Here is an 18,557-nt window from a genome sequence, read left to right as displayed (position 1 = left end):
CCAATCGCTCGGAACCCTCCGTTTTTCCGAGGTTTCTAGCTCCAGCATTCATCTATGGATAACGTCCGTTAACGAAGCATTTTCAGAGCTTTTTACGAAAAACCGCGCCTAATGCGCCTCGATTTGATCCTTCAAGAGGTCCGTCATGTCGCGGAAGACGTTCAAGCTCTCGGTTGCAAAAGTCGCTCTTTGCTGCGGCGGCCTTACCGCTGCAGCTTCTGGCGCGGTAGCACAAACGATCAGCCCACGAAGCGGTGATATTCAGGCCTTCGGCACACGGACGGGAACGTTCGTTTCGGATATCAATCCGTTCACGGTCGACATAAACCCGTTCACGACCGACGGATCCAGCCTGGTCGGCGATATCAACCCTTTCCTCGGGGACATCAATCCCTTCTGGCATGACATCAACCCGTTTATGGGTGACGGCGCCAGCCTGACCGGGGATATCAATCCGTTCTTTGGCGATGGCACGAGCCTGACCGGCGACATCAACCCCTTCTGGGGTGACCTTGATCCGTTTGTTGATGGCGATCCGGTCACCCACCAATGGGGCATGGCTGGTTATTGGGCAGAAACCGGCGAGCAGATCGGGTCCCTCTACCGCGACTGGTCGGCGGCCTCGACGGGCGCTGACTGGAACGCCGTCACCGACGCATTCAACGCCTTTCTCGCCAATGCCGAGGCCAGCTGGGCCAGCGCCGTCACCACGTCGACGGGTCTCGACTTCTGGACAGGCTTCGCCAATCCATTCCTTGCCGAGTGGGGGATCGACCTCAATGATCCCGACACGCTCGCACAGTTTACCGACGCCCAGCGTTCGGCCTTCTTCCTCTCATGGTACGATGAGCTGATGGCCCATGCCGGCATGGACATCCCGGATCACTGGATGCCCATGATCAACTGGACGCCGATGATCTCGTAGGACCAGGGCGCAGGCTTCGACACGGTGGTGGGCCTCCTGGACATGCGGATCGCACAGACGGACCACAACATCGAGTATCTCACGAACATCGGTGGGTACACGAATGATACGAATCCGCACGGTGCCGCGGTGGCCAGCCTCATCGGCGCGCGTCACGATGGCCAGGGCGTCATGGGTATCGCACCGACCGCATCGGTTCTTGCCTACAACCCGTTCGACGACACCGGCACGACGAACCCCGATGCTGTCCGCGAAGGCCTTCTTGCCCTCGTCAATGGTGGCGCCAGCGTGATTAACATGTCGCTCGGTGTGCCCGGATCGACTTTCGATCAGTCGATCGCGGACATCTTCAACTCGCCAGACTTCTCTCTGGCGGGCAGATCGGCTTTGATGGTCTTCGCCGCAGGGAACGAGGGCGTTACCCAAACGGGCGACGTGATCCTTGGCGGGAGCGCGTTCTCGACGCGTAACCTGCTGATCGTCGGTTCGGTCGATCCCACGGGTACGATCAGCTCGTTCTCGAACCGTCCGGGTGGTGCCTGTTTCGTATCGACCGCAGGCACCTGCGCCGAAGGCGACCGCCTTATGGACCGCTTCCTTGTCGCGCCGGGTGAGCTGCTTCTCGTGTCCGACAACAATGGGGGTACGGCCCGCGCCACGGGCACGTCCTTTGCCGCTCCGCTGGTCACCGGCACCGTTGCCCTCATGCAGGACTTCTGGCCGTGGCTGCAACGCAACCCGGAGGCAACAGCCGAGATCATTCTGGCCACTGCGCGCGACCTTGGTGATCCGGGTGTCGATGCCGTGTACGGACATGGGCTTCTCGATGTGGAGGCGGCGGTCTCTCCGATCGATTTCTCCGATCTGCATATCTATCTCGATGAGCTCGGAAACTACGGTTATTCCTACACCAACAGTGTCTCTCTCGCGACGGCGATCATGACGCCTGGAGTCCTCGACCTCTGGGAGGCGAACGGCGCCAGCATCATCGCCTTCGAACGAACCGCGGGTACCTTCCGGGACTTTGCGATCCCGCTGTCGACGCTGCTGCACGGCAATTCCAGCATGCATCTCGCCGGTGAACGGTTCCAGCGCCATGTCACCGACAGGCTCATCGCTTGGGCTGACACGATGGTGACAAGCACCACCGATGATGCTTCAGGCGTGCTTGGCGGCTCGGTTTTCTTCAGCTTCACCTCGCAGGAGGGCGACGTCGAGGTCCTGAGCGGCCAAGGTCTCGGCAGCCACCACCTCAGCGCGATCAACCCGACTGCTTCGAGCACGGATTATCACGCCGAGACGGGCGGCACGAACCCCCTTCTCGGCCTTGCCTCCGGCGGCAGCTTCGGGCGCCTCACCGTCAAGACGCCTGGTGACCTGACCCTTTCCTTGGGGATGTCGGCAACGGCTTTTGACCAGCGTGTCGCCGACCCGGCAACCGGGGACTTCCTGGCCGAGAATCCGCTCTTCGGCTCTCGCGATGCTGCTGCGACCTATGCCGAAATCGCGTGGGCCCCGAGCGAGCGCCTTTCGATCGGCGTCGGCTTCACCGGTCTCGTGGAGGAAAACGCTGTCCTTGGCGCCCAGGGCGCGGGGATACTCAGCATGGAGAACGGTGCAGCCACGGGAGCACTGACCCTGACAGGGCGCTATGAGCTTGCCCCGACCCTGTCGCTTACGGCATCGGCCACGGGCGCGCGAACGACGTCGCTCGATGACCAGCGTGCACTGGCGATCGCCAAGGATGGCCTCCTCTCCAGCGCCATGCAATTCACGATCACCAAGGACCAGATCTTTGGCAAGCGCGACCGTCTGCGCGCCAGCGTAATGCAGCCGATGCATGTGGAAGCCGGCGATGTCGCCTACACCTCCGTTCAGGTCACGGACCGCCTGTCGGGCACGACCGGGAAGGTCACGGACCACTGGGCCCTGGGCAGCAGCGCTCGGCACCTGGCGGCAGAGGCGGAATATGGCTTCGGCCTCGCCGGCGACGCCGTTCGGATGAGCGCCTTCACCCGCTACGACCAGAACGTGGTCGACAGCTTCGGTCGATACGACGCCCTGTCGTTCGGCAGCAAGCTGACGATCAGCTATTGAGAAAAATCTGGAGAGGATCTGTCCAATGAGCATGATCTCGCTTCAGCGTCTTGCGCGCAGGGTGCAGCGCAAGTCCGTCCTCGCTGCCGCTCTCTCCGGCACGGTGATGGCTTCGTCCGCCTTCGCTCTCGACACCAATATGTCCCACCGTGCGAATCTCGAAAGCGCGTATGACGAATTGATCGCGGCCTCGAAGGACATGATGATGAACGACCCGAAGGGCTCGTTCACCGCGGCGGAGCAGGCCGAGCACCTCGCCACGAGCCTTGAAGACGGAAAGCGCGAAATTGCGCGTGCCACAGCCCTCTGGCTGAAAGGCGAAGCGGCTCTGCGCGCAGGTATCCCCGAACAGGGTGCACCGGCGGTCGAGAGTGCACTGACGATTCTGGAACGGATCGAGGACCATGGACAGCTCGAAGCTGACCTCCTCCTCGCGCGTGGCCGGCTGGCCAGCCGCCTGTCACAGACCGAACTGGCGGCCCGCAGTTTCTTTGATGCGCATACCAAGTTCGTGGAACTGGGCGACGAGCGAAAGGAATCGATCGCGCTGCAGGCGATCGGGTCGATCTACAAGGATGCCGAAAGCTACGCCAAGGCACTCGATTACTACCGCCGTGCTGGTGATGTTTACGACGCGGACACGGTCGTGGCCCTGTCGATGGCGAACAATCGCGGCAATATCCTCTTCGAAATGGGCGAACACGAAAGTGCTCGCGAGAATTTCGAAGCAGCGCTCGGGCTTGCCGAAGAGATGGGAAGCGATATCCTGGTCGGACGTATCCTGACGAACATTGCGCGCCTCGAGGTTGCTACGGGCCTGCTCGAATCGGCTCGCATGACCGCCCTTCGTGCGCACAAGGCGCTCGCTACCGACGAAGGCGCGCCCTGGGATCGGTTCGTACACGGCGTTGAAGCCGAGATCGCCATGGCTGAAGGTAATATCGAGCAGGCCCGGAAAAGCATCGAATCAGGTTTCGCGGGGATCGATCTCGACACCACGTCCCTGTCATTTGAAGGGATGCACAGCGTCGCGAGCGAAGTCTATTCGAGCCTCGGCGACTTTGAGACTGCGTTCGCGCACCAGCGCAACCATAAACGCCTCTCGGACGAGGCCAAGAAAATCGCTTCGTCGTCGAACCTGGCAATCATCGGCGCCCGTTTTCAGTTTGCAGAGCAACAGCTCAACATCGAACGCCTCAAGAACGAGCGATTGCAACAGGCGCAGGAGCTTTCCGAAGGTGAGCGCCAACAGCACGTGCAGCGTGTCGTCATTGCCGCTGGCGGCGTCGTGCTCCTCTTTGCCTTCCTTGCAGCCGTCGGCGCCTATTCGAACAAGCGCCATGTTGCCCGCATCAATGACGAACTCAGCTCGACTGTCGACCAGCTCAATGACGAAATCGCGCAGCGCGAAGTCATCGAACGCGACCTTATCAAGGCGAAGGAAGAGGCCGAGCAGGCCGACCGTACCAAGTCGACCTTCCTGGCGACGATGAGCCATGAACTCCGTACTCCGATGAACGGCATTCTAGGATTCACAGAGGTGTTGCTCCACAGCGACCTGAGCGAAGACCAGCGCGAGCAGGTCGAGATCATCGACAACTCGGGCAAGGCGCTCCTGACTTTGATCAATGACATCCTCGACCTTTCACAGATCGAGGCAGGCAAGCTGAAGCTCCGCAGCTCGATGTTCAACCTCCGCGTGACGGCCGAGAACGCGGTCAAGCTCCTCCGTGCGAAAGCGCAGGAGAAAGGCCTGAGCCTCGCCCTGCACATCGACCCGCGGGTGCCGAGCCATGTGAATGGCGACGAAGATCGCATCCGCCAGATCCTGCTCAACCTTGTCGGTAACTCGATCAAGTTCACCGAGACTGGCGCTGTCGCTGTGACCATCAAGCCTGCTGGCGAGAACGGCGAGATCCGTTTCGAGGTCCGCGACACCGGGATCGGCATCCCCGCCGACAAGCAGCGCGTCCTGTTCCAACGCTTCAGCCAGGTCGACGACGGCGACACCCGCCGCTTCGAAGGCTCAGGCCTCGGCCTTGCCATCTGCCACGAGCTGGTCACCGCAATGGGCGGGGACATCCGCTGCGAAAGCCAAATCGGCACCGGGAGCTGCTTCAGCTTCGAAGTCCCCCTCTGCGCCGACGTGGACGCCGTCGTGCTCGACAAGCCGGCCCCCGCCAAGACGGGTACCGCGCTGCGCGTCGCGCTTGTCGACAGCGTGGGGATCAATGCGGAGATTGTATCCGCGATGCTCCGCAGCCAGAACGTAGACGTTGTTGCTTTCTGTGACGCCGAAGAAGCCTTCGTCAGTCTCTCAAGGATGGGTTCCGAAGGCGATGTCATAGATGCGGTCTTCATCAGTCACGACATCGACGCCGCCCTGAATGTTGGCGACAAGCTGCGCCGGAAACGCTTGGTGGATGAAGCAGCCTTGGTGTTCTACGGTGGATCCGTTGATAAGGCTGGCATCTCCGAGGACGGCAAAAGCTTCGTCGTCAACCAGCCGATCTTTGACGGGACGATTTCGCAAGCCCTGGAATTCACGCTCCGGGGCGAGAGCGAGAAAGGCCAACGTGACGAACGTCCTGCCTCGGTGAAAGAAGACAACATCGTCACCCTCAAGCCATTCAAGAACGAGCGCCGGGTGCTGATCGTCGATGACGTTCCTGCCAACCGGCTGCTGGTCGAAGCGGTGCTCAAGAAAATGGGTATGGAGACTGTTTCCGCGGAGAACGGTGCACAAGCGCTCGAGCTGGCAGCCGAGGAAGAATTCGGTGCGATCCTGATGGATGTCTTCATGCCGGTCATGGGCGGCTTCGACGCCACCCGTCGCCTCCGGCAAAGTGACAGCCGGAACGCCCGGACGACCATCATCGGCCTGACAGCATCGACCTCTGATGCCGAGCTCTACCGGGCCGAAGAAGCGGGAATGGACTCAGTCCTCAGCAAGCCAATCGATTTCGACCTGCTTCGCTCGACCATTCTGCAAGCACTGGAAGGCGTGCCACCCGGCCAAGTCCAGCGGCATCAGGCGGCCGTGGCAGTTTTTCATTCGGCACAGGGAGAATAGCTCTCGCTTTCCCTCATCGAGAGCCTCCCTTGGCAACCCCCGGGCCTTGCGGTCCGGGGGTTTATATCAGGAACAGCTCCCTTCCATCGCGCTGATCCACTCGGAGAGGAGCGCAACCCCCTCGTCATGCACAAGGCTGCGCCCCAGTTCTGGCATCATGGCACCCGGATCGCTGGAAGCGGTGCGATAGACAAGGATCGACTCTTGGGGTGCGCCCGGCACGATGTCATAGCGGTGCCCGCCCGTGCCAGAACCGGCGGCGATCGGGAGCTTGCAACGACCCAGTGCCAATGGCGTCGCAGAAAGGGTGAGGTCGAGACCTGACGTATCAGCCGGTCCCTTCGGATTGTGACAGTGCGCACAATTGGCCGCGAGATAGCTGCGCGCACGTGCATCGAGCGATGCTTCCGGGTCCATCCAGGAAACCTGACGGATAGGGACACTGACCGGCCGCTCGATCAGACCGCGCTCCGCCCAAGCCAGCAGCTGATTTCTTTCGCCTTCAGCATACCAATAAAATCGGTTCAGCTGCCCCGCAGAAGGGCCGATCGGGCTTATTTCCTTCGTCGTAGCATTCGTTGCGTGGCAGGCAGCGCACTGGTTTTTGTTGGGGACGACATAAGCGAATGATCGCTCGCCTCCGTCCTCGGCGACGAGGGTCAGGGGGATCACTGCGCCGGTCCGCTTCAGCACCGCATCCGTCTGTGCCTCGTTCCAGATATAGGAGAGCGGGTGCCAGCCATCGTCTCGCCGGACGAGCAGCCTCGTTTCAATGAGGCGGTGTCTGGACAGATCGAGCGGGTTCGCTCCATTGACGCTTTCGAGGTCCTCTGCCTGAAGGACGCTGTCGCCCGATGTCGGGTAATAAAAGGTCTTCGTGATGACGGTTCCGACCGGAAGTGCGAAGACATCCTGTTCCTGGTAAGGCGAGGCGTCGCCCATCGTCCAGACAGTGCGGAGCTTGTGCGCGTAGTCGGTGAACAGCGGCGTGTTGAGGGCATAAGGCGTGACCCCCCTTCCAAGCGCAAGGATCTCTCCCTCGACGGCGATGGCGCCCCACTCCGACAGGAGCTGGGGGTTCTGAGACGCATGGAAGCGCGGTGTGACCTGCCGGTCCGAACACGCCGCTGCGAAGACGAGGACGGCAATTATCAGAAGACGGAGCATGGTTTTCAGCCAGCGCGCGCCAGCCGGACAGGTTGAAGCCGCGGAAGCGAGCAATCGAAGGGTTCGTTCTCCACCCGCGCATTCTTCGACCCACCGGGGACATCAGCGTTCAGGACTTCCGCCCCCTCGTCGGAGATGCAGATCTTTGGATCTCGGTCTTCCGGCGCAAAACCGTCCCACAGGACATGCGGGAAGCGCCCGTTGGGACCGAACAGGACGAGCTTCGCCGCCTTGAGCTCCATGCCGTCAGGCCGGTTCCCGCCTCCGGAGAGTGTGTTGGAGTGGACATAAATGCGCTCTGGGTAAGGATCGAAGCTCTCAGACCAGCTGTCCTCGGCATAGTTCGAGCTGTAGACTGATGAAATGATGACATTCGCAGTGCGATTGTCGCTGATCTGGTTTTCAAAGACTTCGACGTCATCATGGCTGTTGATCACGACGCCCGAGCCGGCCGGGATGGAAGCGACTGGCGTCCCCGGATGTCCGAAATTGCCAAGGTTGTTCCCAGTCACGACGTTTTGGTAGACCCTGACACGCCCACCCTCCTGGGACAGGTTCGGCATGTTGAAGACGAGAATGCCGCCCGTGTTCCCGCGCGCCGTGTTTCCGTAAACATCCGCATCTTGCGTGTTCTCGATCTCAATGCCTGCGACGTTCTCTTCTGCGAGATTGTTCCTGACAATGACGTTTTTCGATTGGCCGACATAGATGCCCGCATCGGAGGCACCGATTGCCACCGTATCTTCGATCAGGACATTCGTCGTCTGCACCGGATAGAATCCATAGGCCCCGTTTTCGGTCTTGGGACCGCCCGTCCACTCCACCCGCACCCGCCGGATCGTGACGCCGTCCGCCTCCGTCACTTTCAGGGCATCGCCCTTGGCGTCTTCGAGAGCGAGGTCTTCGATGACGAAATCGTCGCCAGTGACAAGGAGCCCTTCGGCGCCCGCGAGCTGGCCTTTGAAACTCAGCACGGTTTCGTCCATGCCGGCGCCGCGGATGGTGACACCGTCCTGCGCAAGGCTGAGGCCCCGGTCGAGCGCATAGGTTCCCGCTGGAATGGTGATCACGTCACCGGGCTGCGCATCAAGAAGCTGGGCCTGCAGCTGGTCCTGGAAGCTCACATCCGTCTCGGGAGGAGCGGTGGCCTCCTGTCCACAAGCGACAAGGGACAGGACGACAATCGAAACAGCAGCTAGGCGCATGGGAAATCCTCCGGGATCGATAAGGTGAACAATGTTCATTTTATTTGCAACCCTCGCCTGCGGTTCCGAGCGCTGCTAACGAAGTCCAGTGAATGACAGTGTGACCCGCCCCCCGATCAAGCAGGCCCGCGCCGCCAAGAAACGCGAGCAAATCCTGGCCGCGACCGAGGATCTCCTGTCTGAGGTTCCACCGTCGGAGGTGACGACCCGCATGGTGGCGGAGCGGGCGGGCATCCCAATCGGTTCTGTCTATCGTTACTTTGCCAATGTCGAAGGCCTGCTTCATTCATTGTTCGAAAGCTTCAATGAGCGCACTGTCGAGGCCGTCAGAGCCCTCCCTGTCACGCCTTCCAATTGGCGGCACGACCTCAGACGCATCCTCGCGATCGTCAAAGACGCCCACGACGAGCACCCCGCCTATGGTGCCCTGATGGGGCATGTCGGTCGGCTGGAAGACGAAAGCAGCGCGATCAACAGTGTGCTGAGCGACCGGATCCTCAAGGTGGCGGAGAATCTTGACGAGGAGGCCGCGGCGAACATCGCCGGGATGGTGATCACCATCGTCGAGGCAGTCGAACGCCGCTACGAAAGCCTGCCTCCGGACCAGCGGGGGACAGCTTTCGAAGAAGGCGAGAAAGCGCTGGAAGCCTACCTCGCGCTCTATCTCGACCCTTAGTCGGAGAAAGGGAAACCGGAAGCAGGTCCTTCGCCGGGCTGATCTTCGTTCGATCAACACCGACCGATATCGACGCGCCCGGTGGCCACACCGCTTTCACGCCCGTCCGCCGATCCCAATGAGCAACACCTCTTCCGGCTCGAGTTGCTCAGGAATAGGAGACGATGAAACGCTCCAGCAGGCAGGTTGCTCCCGTTTCGTTGCAGAAAAGGATCCCTGCCGGAATCAGGTCATACGTCGGCCGGGCAATAGCTCTCGATATAGGCCTTATGCCGGGGAAGCCCCGCCACGGTGCGGGACACATTGGTTTTCACATGATCGAGGAATCGTGTAATTTCCTGCTCGTCCATGACATCAGCCGTCGGATGATAGGTCTCCGGCATGATGCCCTGCCCCAGCATGACCTGCACCCATGAGTTCTCGGCGAAGAGCTGGTCATTGGCTTTGAACACCCGACCGGTCTCGCGGAACAGGTCCATCCGGTGCTTGAGGTTCTCCGGGATGTCCATGCTCCTGACGTGACGCCAGAATTCGGTGTCCGTCCTGTTGGTCAGGTTGTAGTGAAGGATGATGAAGTCCCGGATATGCTCGACTTCATAGTCAGTCTGCGCATTGAATTCCGCGATATCTTCATCACTGACCCGGCCGTGGGGCCACATTTGCAGGAGGCGGATGATCGAGCGCTGGATCAGGTGGATGCTCGTCGATTCCAGCGGCTCGATGAAACCGCTGGCAAGCCCCAACGCGACGCAGTTCTTCTTCCAATGCTCGCGACGCATTCCAGTGCGGAAGTGGATCACGCGCGGCTCTGTCAGGGTTTCTCCCTCGACGTCCTCCAGCAGTTTCGCTCGCGCCTCGTCCTCGGACATGAACCGGCTGCAGAAGACCGTCCCGTTGCCTGTCCTGTGCTGAAGTGGAATCTGCCAGCGCCAGCCTGCTTCGTGCGCAATTGATCGCGTGTACGGAAGAGGCTCTCGGATAGACTTCGTCTGCACGGCAATTGCCCTGTCGCAAGGCAACCAGTGCGTCCAGTCATGGTAACCGGCCCCAAGGGCACCGCCAATCAACAGTGCACGGAACCCCGTGCAGTCGATGAAAAGATCACCCTCCAGGACAGTGCCATCCTCAAGCGTGATCGAACGCAGTTCGCCGCTCTCGCCATCCCGCTCGATCGATTGGATCTTGCCTTCCTTCCGGACGACGCCGTGGCTCTCTGCATGTTTGCGCAACAGCGCTGCGTAAGCGGAGGAGTCAATATGGTATGCGTAGTTGAGGCCGAGGTCCGGAAGATGGGCGAACTTCTCTTCCTCGGCGGCGACAAGCTCGAGGCAATAGTTCCCAAACTCGTCAGCAATGCCCATTTCCTTGCCGCGACGCCAGAAATGCTGGAACCCGGCGGTCCAGTGATCCTTTCCGGTGATGCCGAAGGAGTGAATGTAGCGGTGGCCGACATCGGTCCAGTTCTCGAAAGCGATACCGAGCTTGAAGGTGCCGCGAACCGCCTTCATGAACTCCGGCTCCTCGATACCGCAGAGCCGGTTGAAGTTGAGAAGCGGCGGGATCGTAGCCTCCCCCACGCCGACTGTTCCGATCGCGTCGGATTCGACAAGCGTGATATCGGAAACCTTGCCCACGGCCTTGCCAATAGCGGCCGCCGCCATCCAGCCTGCGGTCCCCCCGCCTGCGATCACGACTCTCTGTTTGCGGACGGTACTCATAGCTTCACCGATTGAGTTGATTGAGGAGAAAGGCACGAATCCGCCGCGCGGATGCTTCATCGATCGGAGCGAGCATACCTCTGGCGTGTTCAGGGATGTGTGCCGCGGTCTCGTCGCTGTTACCGAAAACGTAGTGATCGAAGATCCCGCGCCAGACGTCTTTCTCTGCCTGCGGAAGGTCGCGGATCGTCAACATGGCGTGATTCAGCACGTCCTGAGGTGTCCCCAGAAAGCGCGGCACGGTGCGCCACCAATAATTGACGAGCACGTTGAACCCCTCGGTCGCCTCGACATGGTGCCACCACATCGAAGGAATGAAGAGCGCGTCACCCGGCTCGAGTTCGGCGACCTGAGCGTGCTTCATGGCTTCCGCAAATCTCGGAAATCGCTCGAGATCGGGGTCGGCAAAATCAACAAGGCTGATTGGCCGCCCGGCAGGGGTATTCTCGATCGGGCCGATATACAGATTCGGGAGTTGGTCTGGCGGGAACAGCGTGAACGTACGACGGCCCGCAGCAACGCATGCGAGATTGAGCGGAAGGTCGTTATGGGCCGCTATTCTCGTCCGTGTACCAATCCAGATGCTCGCAAGAGGTTCGTACCCCGCGAAATCGACATCATTCTCCCGCCTGAACCCAGGCAGGACCTGGTCGATGGTCGCGGACGCCAGGTAGATCAGCGGCGGATCGGTTTCCTGGCCATGCAGCGCGATCCTCCGAAGCGCTTCACCGATCTTCGTGTTTCCCCTGTCCGCATTCGGACCGGAGAAGTCCTCCCGGTAGAAAAGCCGCCCCTTCAGCCCCGATGAACCAACGGAGACAGGCACCACCGCCCCGTTCTCGAACCGGAGCAGGTAGTCCCGCAGCGCATCGGCGCCGTCGCGTCCCGCTTTCACAACAGGCCAGTCTTCAACGAAGCCGCGCAGGATGGCAGGCGTCTGGCGGTCGATGAGTTCTTCAGGAACCGGAGCACCGGGGCGTGCGCCAATCTCCTCAACCGGCGTGCCGCTCGGCAGTCCGCGCGAAGGAAAACCGGCAAGAACGCTCATCAGGAACTTTCCAGCTGCCGGTTCCGGCGCTCGACCAAGCTGCCGAACTGGGAGAACGATGCCACCGCCATGAAGATCGGCAGCAGCGCATTGGCTTTGTGAAGCTTGCTAACCGCTTCGTCGCCCAGGTTATAAAGCTTCTCCTCGGCAATGACGTAGAGGCCAGCCAGTCGGCCCTGCGATCCGTCCTTGAGCGTTACATCAAGGGTGAAAGGCTCGATGAGCTCGAACTCGTCGAGGAGCGCCATGAACTGAGGAAGCGCCTGCTCGGCAGAATGGATCTCCCCCAGCAGCTCGGTTTTCTCCTTGAGAAAGTCCGTATGCCCGCCCTGCGCCAGGAAAACCGGTTCGCCACCTTCCTGTTTGACGCGCGGATGATCGAGATCGACGTGAACCTCGAGGCTGGGGGCACCGCCGTCCCGATTGTTCAGACCGATGACGAAAGGCTGCATGCGCATGGACAGCGGAATGTAGCGCGCGTCCCATCCGTCTTCCGTGAGGAAAAGGTTCTGGCCTTCCTCAAAGGAGAAGAGCGCAATCGGGCGGAACTTCCCGGACTCCGGCTCCTTCATGAACACGATGGGATAGTGCCCCTGGAGATTGCGGAACTCGTGCGGGAAGACGGGGGCAGACATGACGTTATCGCCGAACTCGGTGCCGCGCTCCGTACGGACTCGGAGATCTGCGTGTTCGACGTTGTTGAGCTGGGTAAAATTAGGCATCAGTTGTTTCCTCAGACCCGGGACAATCCGTGGGCCATGATGTGATTGAGCAGTTCCCGGTTCGTGGGCAGGCCCTGGAGGAACTTGCGCTTGGTTGCGTGAATATCCTGCAGGAATCGCGCCGCGATTTCAGGGGCATCCTTCCGTCTCCTCGTGCGCAACGGTGCGGTCTCGAACCCCATCCCATAAAGGACATAGGCGTAGCTGGCCGCGGGGAATATCTCCTGGATCTGGACGAAATCCTCACGGGAGGGAGGCGTGAAGCGCCACCGCTCGACCAGCTCGACAAGACGGGGCGTCCAGCTTTCGGGGTTGCGATGGTCTTGCCAGTAGGGCTCGCGCCGCTCACTGAAAATGTAATGAAGCTTCAGGAAATCGACGATGCGCGTCCAGCGGTAGGCGAAGCGTTCGTTGAACCTTCTTGCCGTGCTCTCCATGAGCACGCGGTGCGCCGGAAGGCTGTCCGAGACCATTCCCGCGGAAAGCTCGGCCATGACGATCGCGGACGCTTCCAGCGGCTCGACAAAACCCTGCGCCATGCCCACGGCAACGCAGTTCTTGACCCAGGGCGTCTCCCTGTAGGCCGAGCGGAATTTTATCAGCCGGGCATCGGCACTGGACACACCGGCACCGGGCGCATGGCGGTCGAGATACTGCTGCAACGCTGCCCGCGCATCGTCTTCGGTGCTGTGCGATGAAGAAAAGACATGCCCGACCCCGCGGCGAGTCTGAAGGCCGATGTCCCAGACCCAGCCAGCAGGCAAGGCCGTGCCGTTCGTCTGCGACTGGATCGGTGCATTCTCGTCTGCGTAAGGAACATGAAGCGCGAGGGCGCGGTCATTGAACAGGATATCCGAGACATCGGTCAGCGCCGCGCCCAGAGCTTGCCCGACCAGAAGGGAACGCATTCCCGAGCAATCGATAAAGAGGTCGCCAGATACACTGCCGCGTTCTTTGGTCTCCACTGCCCGGACCCAGCCATGGTCGTCGAGATCGACACCGACCACCTCGGCCTCGATATGCTCGACCCCCAGACGGTCCGTGCAATGCTCTTTCAGCAATTCCGAAAATGCACCTGCATCGAGGTGGTAGGCGTAGTTCGCCACGGCTGCGTATTCGGGCGTCCCTGCCTGTTTCGGCGCCTTCCCTGCAAGGCAGAGATCAGCCTGCACATTGACGGCGCGCGCGAAGGCCTCACCCTGCGGAGCCGCTCGCCACAGGGCGAGCGGGTCACAATCGTCAGGGTTCGGAGGGGCTCCGAAGGGATGGAAGTAGCTGTCAGAAGAGGAACCGTCGCGCCATCCGTCGAAGCGCGAGCCCTGCTTGAAGCTTGCATTGCAGCGCCGGATGAATTCGGTTTCGCTGATCCCGATACGCCGCAGCGTGTCACGGATCGTCGGCCATGTTCCCTCGCCCACGCCGAGGATGGGAATTCCGGGAGCCTCGATCAGCGTGACCTTCAACCCGTCTGGCTCGTGCGCGCAATGATCGGCTGCGAGGATACCGGCGGTGAGCCAGCCGGCCGTTCCGCCTCCAACAATCACCACACGTTCAACCGTGTCCGTCACGCAACCCTTCCCCGGCCCGAAAAGAAAAAAGCCGGGCCCTCCTCAGATGATACCACGAACGCGCAGAGTTCGAGAGAGGCATCACCGCGCAGGTGGAGGACCCGGCAAAGTTAGGAGGCGGCCATTTGGGAGCCGCCACCTAGGGAGTGTGTTTAGAAGTTGAGACGCAGGCCAACGCCGTAACGCGGACCTGTCTGGGTCGCGAAATTGACGTAGGCGTCGCTACGGCCGATCGTCCGGCTCGTCTCGTTCGTGACGTTGATGCCTTCGACAAAGGCCGTCACGCCTTCCTTGATGTCATACGACGCGAAGAAGTCGAGCTGACCGAACGGTTCGCGATACAGCGGGTTGTTCGGCTGACCGCTGACACCGATAGCCGAAGCCAGGAACTGGTCGCGATAGTTGTACGCGACACGGACCTGGAGGCCTTCTTTGTCGTAGAAGCCAATGATGTTGTAGCTGTCCGACAGACCCAGAAGCGGGGTTTGGACATCGCCACTCGACGGAACCGAGAGGTTGTCGAATTCAACATCGCCATCGACGATCGTGTAGTTCAGGATCCAGCCGAAGCCGGTCTCGCCGAGCAGGTGCTGCCAGGCGAATTCCCAACCATCGACCGACTTGGTCTCGTCATCATTGACCGGTTGGGTGATCCGGAACTCAAGGACGGGATCCTCGCCCGGAACAGCGAAGATGTTACCGGTATAGGCTCCCGGCACGCCGCCGGTGATCTCGAAGGTCGACGGATCGGCGTTCGCGAAGATCCACTGACGGATGGCCTCGGCGTCCGTCGTGCCGAGAGCGGCGACAGCGTCGTTGTAGCGCTGGCCACCAACCGGGGTGTAGATGTTCGGGAACGGCTGCACACCGAAGGTGGTGTCGATACCGATGAAGTTCTCGACCTCCTTGGTGAAGTAGCCCGCCGAAACATAGCTGCCTTCAGCGTAGTAGTACTCAGCCGAGAAATCGATGTTCTTCGAAAGGAACGGATCGAGGTCCGGGTTACCCGCTGAACCGGTGCCGCCGTCCACACGGAACAGCTGGTCCACGGTCTGGCCACCCTGAATATCCGCATAGGACGGACGGGTCATGGTGTGGCTGTAGGAAGCACGGAACACGAAGTTCTCGAACGGCTCGATTTCGAAGTCGATGGCCGGCAACCAGAACTCGTACTCACCCTGAAGTTCGGTGAAGTCGCGGTTGTTCGGGTCGTTCAGGCCGAGCAGACCGAACTCGTTTGCGGCAACCCACTGCGAACCGGTGGGGATCGGAACGAGCGCGCGCGAGGTAACGTCGGTTTTCTCGTAACGGACACCACCGATGAGCGAAGCAGGCATGCTTCCGATCTCGAAGTCCGTGTCGAACTCGAAGAATGCAGCAAGGCTCTCTTCTTCCGAGCGACGATCAACGGCAACCGAGTCGGCCGTACAGATGCCGTCACCACCACAGACCGCGGTAAAGCCACCGAAATCGGTGTCCATGACTGCAATCAGCGCATCGAAATCGATGACGAGGAAGTCCTGGAAGGTCTGCGACGAGCCATCGAACTGATCGAAGTTCGAAGCCAGGTCGAGACGCCGCCAGATCGTGTCCGGGTAGTCCGCAGGCGTACCGACACCACCCCAGCTGTCACGCTGGTTGTTCGAGAAGGTCGAACGATAGTTGTTGGTCGTCGACGACACACCGAAATCGATGCTGTTCACGATCGAATTGTCGAACTCATAGGTCGCGATGAGCTGGATCTGGTCGATCTCGGTACGGATGAAGCTGTCCTGGAACGTCGAGCCGGTACCGACCATGCGGCTCGGGTCGATGTCGTTGATCGGATCAACCCAGCCGAGCGAGAGGCTCGGAAGCTCTGTCCGGAAATCCAGGCCCTGGAAGTCGAGCGAGAAGTCTGCCGTCGAGACGACGCCAGCGGTACCGTAGGGGCTATCATTACCCGACTCGGCGCTCGACGAATGGGCGTCGAGGGTCAGGGTCAGGTTGTCGGTGGCTTCCCAGACGATATTGCCGCCCAGCGAGTTGTTCTCTGCGACCGTAGCGAACTTCGCCGCACCCATCGAGAGGTCGGTCGTACCCGGAGCAAAGTTCTCGTTGTAGAAGAGAATGTCGGCAATCGGGCCATCGCCCCATGCGCTGGTCGTATTGCCGTGGTTGAACCAGACCGAAAGATCCGAGCGCTCGGTGTCGACCTTGTTCTGCGAGTAGAAGTAGTCGAGCGTCGCGCGGACGGTTTCGACCGGCTCCCACTGCAGCGCCAGCTGACCGTTGATCCGCTCACGATTGATGTTGGTGAGCGAGTAGTTGCCGTTCTGCGGGACCGAATAGATGTCGTTCGGGCCCGGACGGTTGGTGACCTGGGTGTCAGCCGGCGGTTGCGGCAGCGTGCCCCAGTTGTTTTCGGAGCCGAGATAGGCGCCGCGCCAGCCGCTGGTGGTCCCGAACTGTGCAACACCGGACTCGCGGTCCTGGTAGGAGCCAACCAGCGTCACGCCGAACGTGTCGTCGGCGAAGGTGTTCGAATAAAAGCCCGAGAATTCGGGGGTGATGCTCGTACCGTCACCGAGCGTGGTGACCGAGTCATCGATAACCGCCTTCGCACCAAACGAAGCACGCATACCCGGAGCGTCGAGCGGACGCGCGGTCAGGATGTTCAGCGTAGAGCCGATACCACCGGTCGGAAGCGCTGCGCGACCCGTCTTGTAGACGCGGACGCCAGCAATGCCCTCGGATGCGAGGTTACCGAAATCGAAGCTCCGCGATGCGGGCGCACCGCCTTCGAGGAAGGCAGTCGGCATCTGGCGGCCATTGAGGAGGACGAGGTTGAAGTCCGGACCGAAGCCGCGAACCGTGACGCGCGATCCTTCACCGTTCGAACGGTCAATTGCCACACCGGTGATACGCTGAAGCGATTCAGCGAGGTTGGTGTCGGGGAACTTGCCCATGTCTTCCGCGGTCAGAGCATCGACGACGCCCTGCTCGTTCCGCTTCACATCAGAGGACGCTTCCAACGAGCTGCGGATACCGCGGACGATGATGACATCATCCTCAGTGAATTCATCCGATGTATCGACGGCGATTTGCGCCGAGGCATGTTGCGCGATCGAAAGCGCGGAGACGCTCCCGAGCAGCGCGAGGGACATTTTCAGCCCCTTCAGTTTCTTGTCATCTTGCATTGAGTACCCTCCCTGAAGCTTTGACGACGTGTACGGCGCGATTTCGCCTTCGAGCCCTACTGTTTTTCTGGTTCCCAGGGCCCGCGTGGTTGGCCGTTCCAGGCCTGATCGGAGAGACAGGCCCGGCCCGTCTCCTCATCCCCGACGCACTGTTCGACCCGGACCCAGTCGACCAGCACTTCCGCCGGGAAAGCTTGTGGATCAAAGCCGCGGCCGTTGCTTTCTTCAGCGAGCCTTCCGCCCACGGCTAGATTGATCATCATGTAGAAAGGTTGGTCGAAGGGCGCGGCGCTGCCCTCGCGCGCCTCGTTCGACCCCGTGAACCACTGGTCCTCGTGCACGCGCATGAGGATCTCATCGTCCACGAACCATTGGATGACCCCATCGGCCCACTCGACCGTATAGGTATGCCATCCGTCGCCAGGACCATCGACCGGGCGAGCTTCAGTCTTGTGAAACAGGTAGGTGTTGTCCGGCGCGTGGTCGCCGAAATGAAGCGCTGCGGAGGTGCGACTCTCGAACCCGCCCTGACATTCGTCGCAGGGCGTTCCGAGGTTGGTCGCCTCCATGATGTCGATTTCGCCCGACAGCGGCCAAGTGCCGTAATGGTCGGCCTCGGGCATCATCCAGAAGGCGGGCCAGGTACCCTGCCCTTTGGGAAGCTTCATCCGGGCGGAAAAACGGCCGTATTTCCAAGCGTGAAGACCGCGGGTGCGAACCTTCCCCGACGTGTAGGCCTGCGTCCCCGTTTCGGGACCATCCATACCCAGGCCCTCCGGATACATCGGGCCGGTGAACTCCTCGGGGATCGCCGTCAACTTGAGCTTGCCATCCGCAACGGACACGTTGACCGGCCGGTCCGTGTAGCATTGGCGCTCATTGTTACCGCCGCCCCAGCAGCTTTCTTCAGGGAGCCACTTGGACCGATCGAGCGCGTTGCCGGAAAATTCGTCGGACCAAACCACTTCCCAGCGGGCGCTGCTGCTCTCCGCAACGCCGCCGGACGCCGTGCAACCGACAAGCCCCGCGGAGATGAGAACCCCTCCGACGATACCCCTGGCAGCCGTGATCTTCACGTGCTTCTGCATGTCCACCCTAACGATCGCCAATCTTGCATTGGCGTTAGGAACAGGGTGATGGGGTCGCCTTATTCGCTCAATCGGTTTGCGACGAACGGGT

General features: G+C 60.8%; 12 protein-coding genes. 4 read left to right on the top strand and 8 right to left on the bottom strand.

Annotated elements, in window-relative coordinates:
* Positions 1–145: 145 nt before the first annotated feature.
* Genes IE053_RS01390 through IE053_RS01380 form a run of 3 tightly spaced genes read left to right on the top strand, consistent with a single transcriptional unit; the run spans position 146 to position 6,095 of the window.
* Positions 146–925 (top strand): hypothetical protein, encoded by a 780-nt coding sequence (locus IE053_RS01390; protein WP_189570735.1) that lies wholly within the window; start codon positions 146–148, stop codon positions 923–925.
* A 24-nt stretch (positions 926–949) separates the two neighbouring features.
* Positions 950–3,022, top strand: a complete 2,073-nt coding sequence (locus IE053_RS01385) for a S8 family peptidase (RefSeq protein ID WP_189570733.1) — start codon at positions 950–952, stop codon at positions 3,020–3,022.
* A gap of 25 nt (positions 3,023–3,047) precedes the next feature.
* Positions 3,048–6,095 (top strand): tetratricopeptide repeat-containing hybrid sensor histidine kinase/response regulator, encoded by a 3,048-nt coding sequence (locus IE053_RS01380; RefSeq protein WP_189570731.1) that lies wholly within the window; start codon positions 3,048–3,050, stop codon positions 6,093–6,095.
* A 66-nt stretch (positions 6,096–6,161) separates the two neighbouring features.
* Here IE053_RS01380 and IE053_RS01375 read toward each other — a convergent pair whose 3' ends face one another.
* Positions 6,162–7,262, bottom strand: coding sequence for an SO2930 family diheme c-type cytochrome (locus IE053_RS01375; protein WP_189570729.1), 1,101 nt, complete (start codon positions 7,260–7,262; stop codon positions 6,162–6,164).
* Positions 7,263–7,267: 5 nt separating this feature from the next.
* Positions 7,268–8,467, bottom strand: coding sequence for a parallel beta-helix domain-containing protein (locus tag IE053_RS01370; protein WP_189570728.1), 1,200 nt, complete (start codon positions 8,465–8,467; stop codon positions 7,268–7,270).
* A gap of 88 nt (positions 8,468–8,555) precedes the next feature.
* Between IE053_RS01370 and IE053_RS01365 the strand changes: the two genes are divergently transcribed.
* Entirely contained in the window at positions 8,556–9,143 is a 588-nt protein-coding gene (locus tag IE053_RS01365) for a TetR/AcrR family transcriptional regulator (protein ID WP_189570726.1), read from the top strand.
* Between the two features lie 230 nt (positions 9,144–9,373).
* Here the strand turns inward: IE053_RS01365 and IE053_RS01360 are convergent, their stop codons facing one another.
* The 6 genes from IE053_RS01360 to IE053_RS01335 form a co-directional block, all read right to left on the bottom strand.
* Positions 9,374–10,861: a tryptophan halogenase family protein gene (locus IE053_RS01360; protein ID WP_189570724.1), complete on the bottom strand. Its 1,488-nt coding sequence runs from the start codon at positions 10,859–10,861 to the stop codon at positions 9,374–9,376.
* 4 nt (positions 10,862–10,865) lie between these two features.
* Positions 10,866–11,909 carry a cupin-like domain-containing protein gene (locus IE053_RS01355; protein WP_189570722.1) on the bottom strand — a complete coding sequence of 348 codons (1,044 nt, stop codon included), beginning with the start codon at positions 11,907–11,909 and terminating at the stop codon, positions 10,866–10,868.
* The gene (locus IE053_RS01350) at positions 11,909–12,631 is read right to left on the bottom strand and encodes a SapC family protein (protein ID WP_189570720.1); all 723 of its coding nucleotides are present in this window, start codon (positions 12,629–12,631) and stop codon (positions 11,909–11,911) included. The genes IE053_RS01355 and IE053_RS01350 overlap by 1 nt, the downstream gene beginning before the upstream one ends.
* Before the next feature lie 11 nt (positions 12,632–12,642).
* Positions 12,643–14,199, bottom strand: a complete 1,557-nt coding sequence (locus tag IE053_RS01345; protein ID WP_189570718.1) for a tryptophan halogenase family protein — start codon at positions 14,197–14,199, stop codon at positions 12,643–12,645.
* 152 nt (positions 14,200–14,351) lie between these two features.
* Entirely contained in the window at positions 14,352–17,378 is a 3,027-nt protein-coding gene (locus IE053_RS01340) for a TonB-dependent receptor (RefSeq protein ID WP_229786009.1), read from the bottom strand.
* Between the two features lie 56 nt (positions 17,379–17,434).
* The gene (locus tag IE053_RS01335) at positions 17,435–18,466 is read right to left on the bottom strand and encodes a glycoside hydrolase family 16 protein (protein WP_189570716.1); all 1,032 of its coding nucleotides are present in this window, start codon (positions 18,464–18,466) and stop codon (positions 17,435–17,437) included.
* Positions 18,467–18,557 lie beyond the last annotated feature (91 nt).

The sequence above is a fragment of the Parvularcula lutaonensis genome, assembly GCF_014651915.1.
In the GTDB taxonomy this organism is placed as follows: domain Bacteria; phylum Pseudomonadota; class Alphaproteobacteria; order Caulobacterales; family Parvularculaceae; genus Parvularcula; species Parvularcula lutaonensis.
The sequence above is the reverse complement of the archived record's forward strand: the minus strand, read 5'-3'. Positions and strand labels throughout refer to the sequence as shown.

Excerpts from the sequence above, each read along its gene's own strand:
- IE053_RS01390 (WP_189570735.1), top strand. The coding sequence starts at position 146 with ATGTCGCGGAAGACGTTCAAGCTCTCGGTTGCAAAAGTCGCTCTTTGC.
- IE053_RS01380 (WP_189570731.1), top strand. The coding sequence starts at position 3,048 with ATGAGCATGATCTCGCTTCAGCGTCTTGCGCGCAGGGTGCAGCGCAAG.
- IE053_RS01375 (WP_189570729.1), bottom strand. The coding sequence starts at position 7,262 with ATGCTCCGTCTTCTGATAATTGCCGTCCTCGTCTTCGCAGCGGCGTGT.
- IE053_RS01370 (WP_189570728.1), bottom strand. The coding sequence starts at position 8,467 with ATGCGCCTAGCTGCTGTTTCGATTGTCGTCCTGTCCCTTGTCGCTTGT.
- IE053_RS01360 (WP_189570724.1), bottom strand. The coding sequence starts at position 10,861 with ATGAGTACCGTCCGCAAACAGAGAGTCGTGATCGCAGGCGGGGGGACC.
- IE053_RS01355 (WP_189570722.1), bottom strand. The coding sequence starts at position 11,909 with ATGAGCGTTCTTGCCGGTTTTCCTTCGCGCGGACTGCCGAGCGGCACG.
- IE053_RS01350 (WP_189570720.1), bottom strand. The coding sequence starts at position 12,631 with ATGCCTAATTTTACCCAGCTCAACAACGTCGAACACGCAGATCTCCGA.
- IE053_RS01340 (WP_229786009.1), bottom strand. The coding sequence starts at position 17,378 with ATGCAAGATGACAAGAAACTGAAGGGGCTGAAAATGTCCCTCGCGCTG.
- IE053_RS01335 (WP_189570716.1), bottom strand. The coding sequence starts at position 18,466 with ATGCAGAAGCACGTGAAGATCACGGCTGCCAGGGGTATCGTCGGAGGG.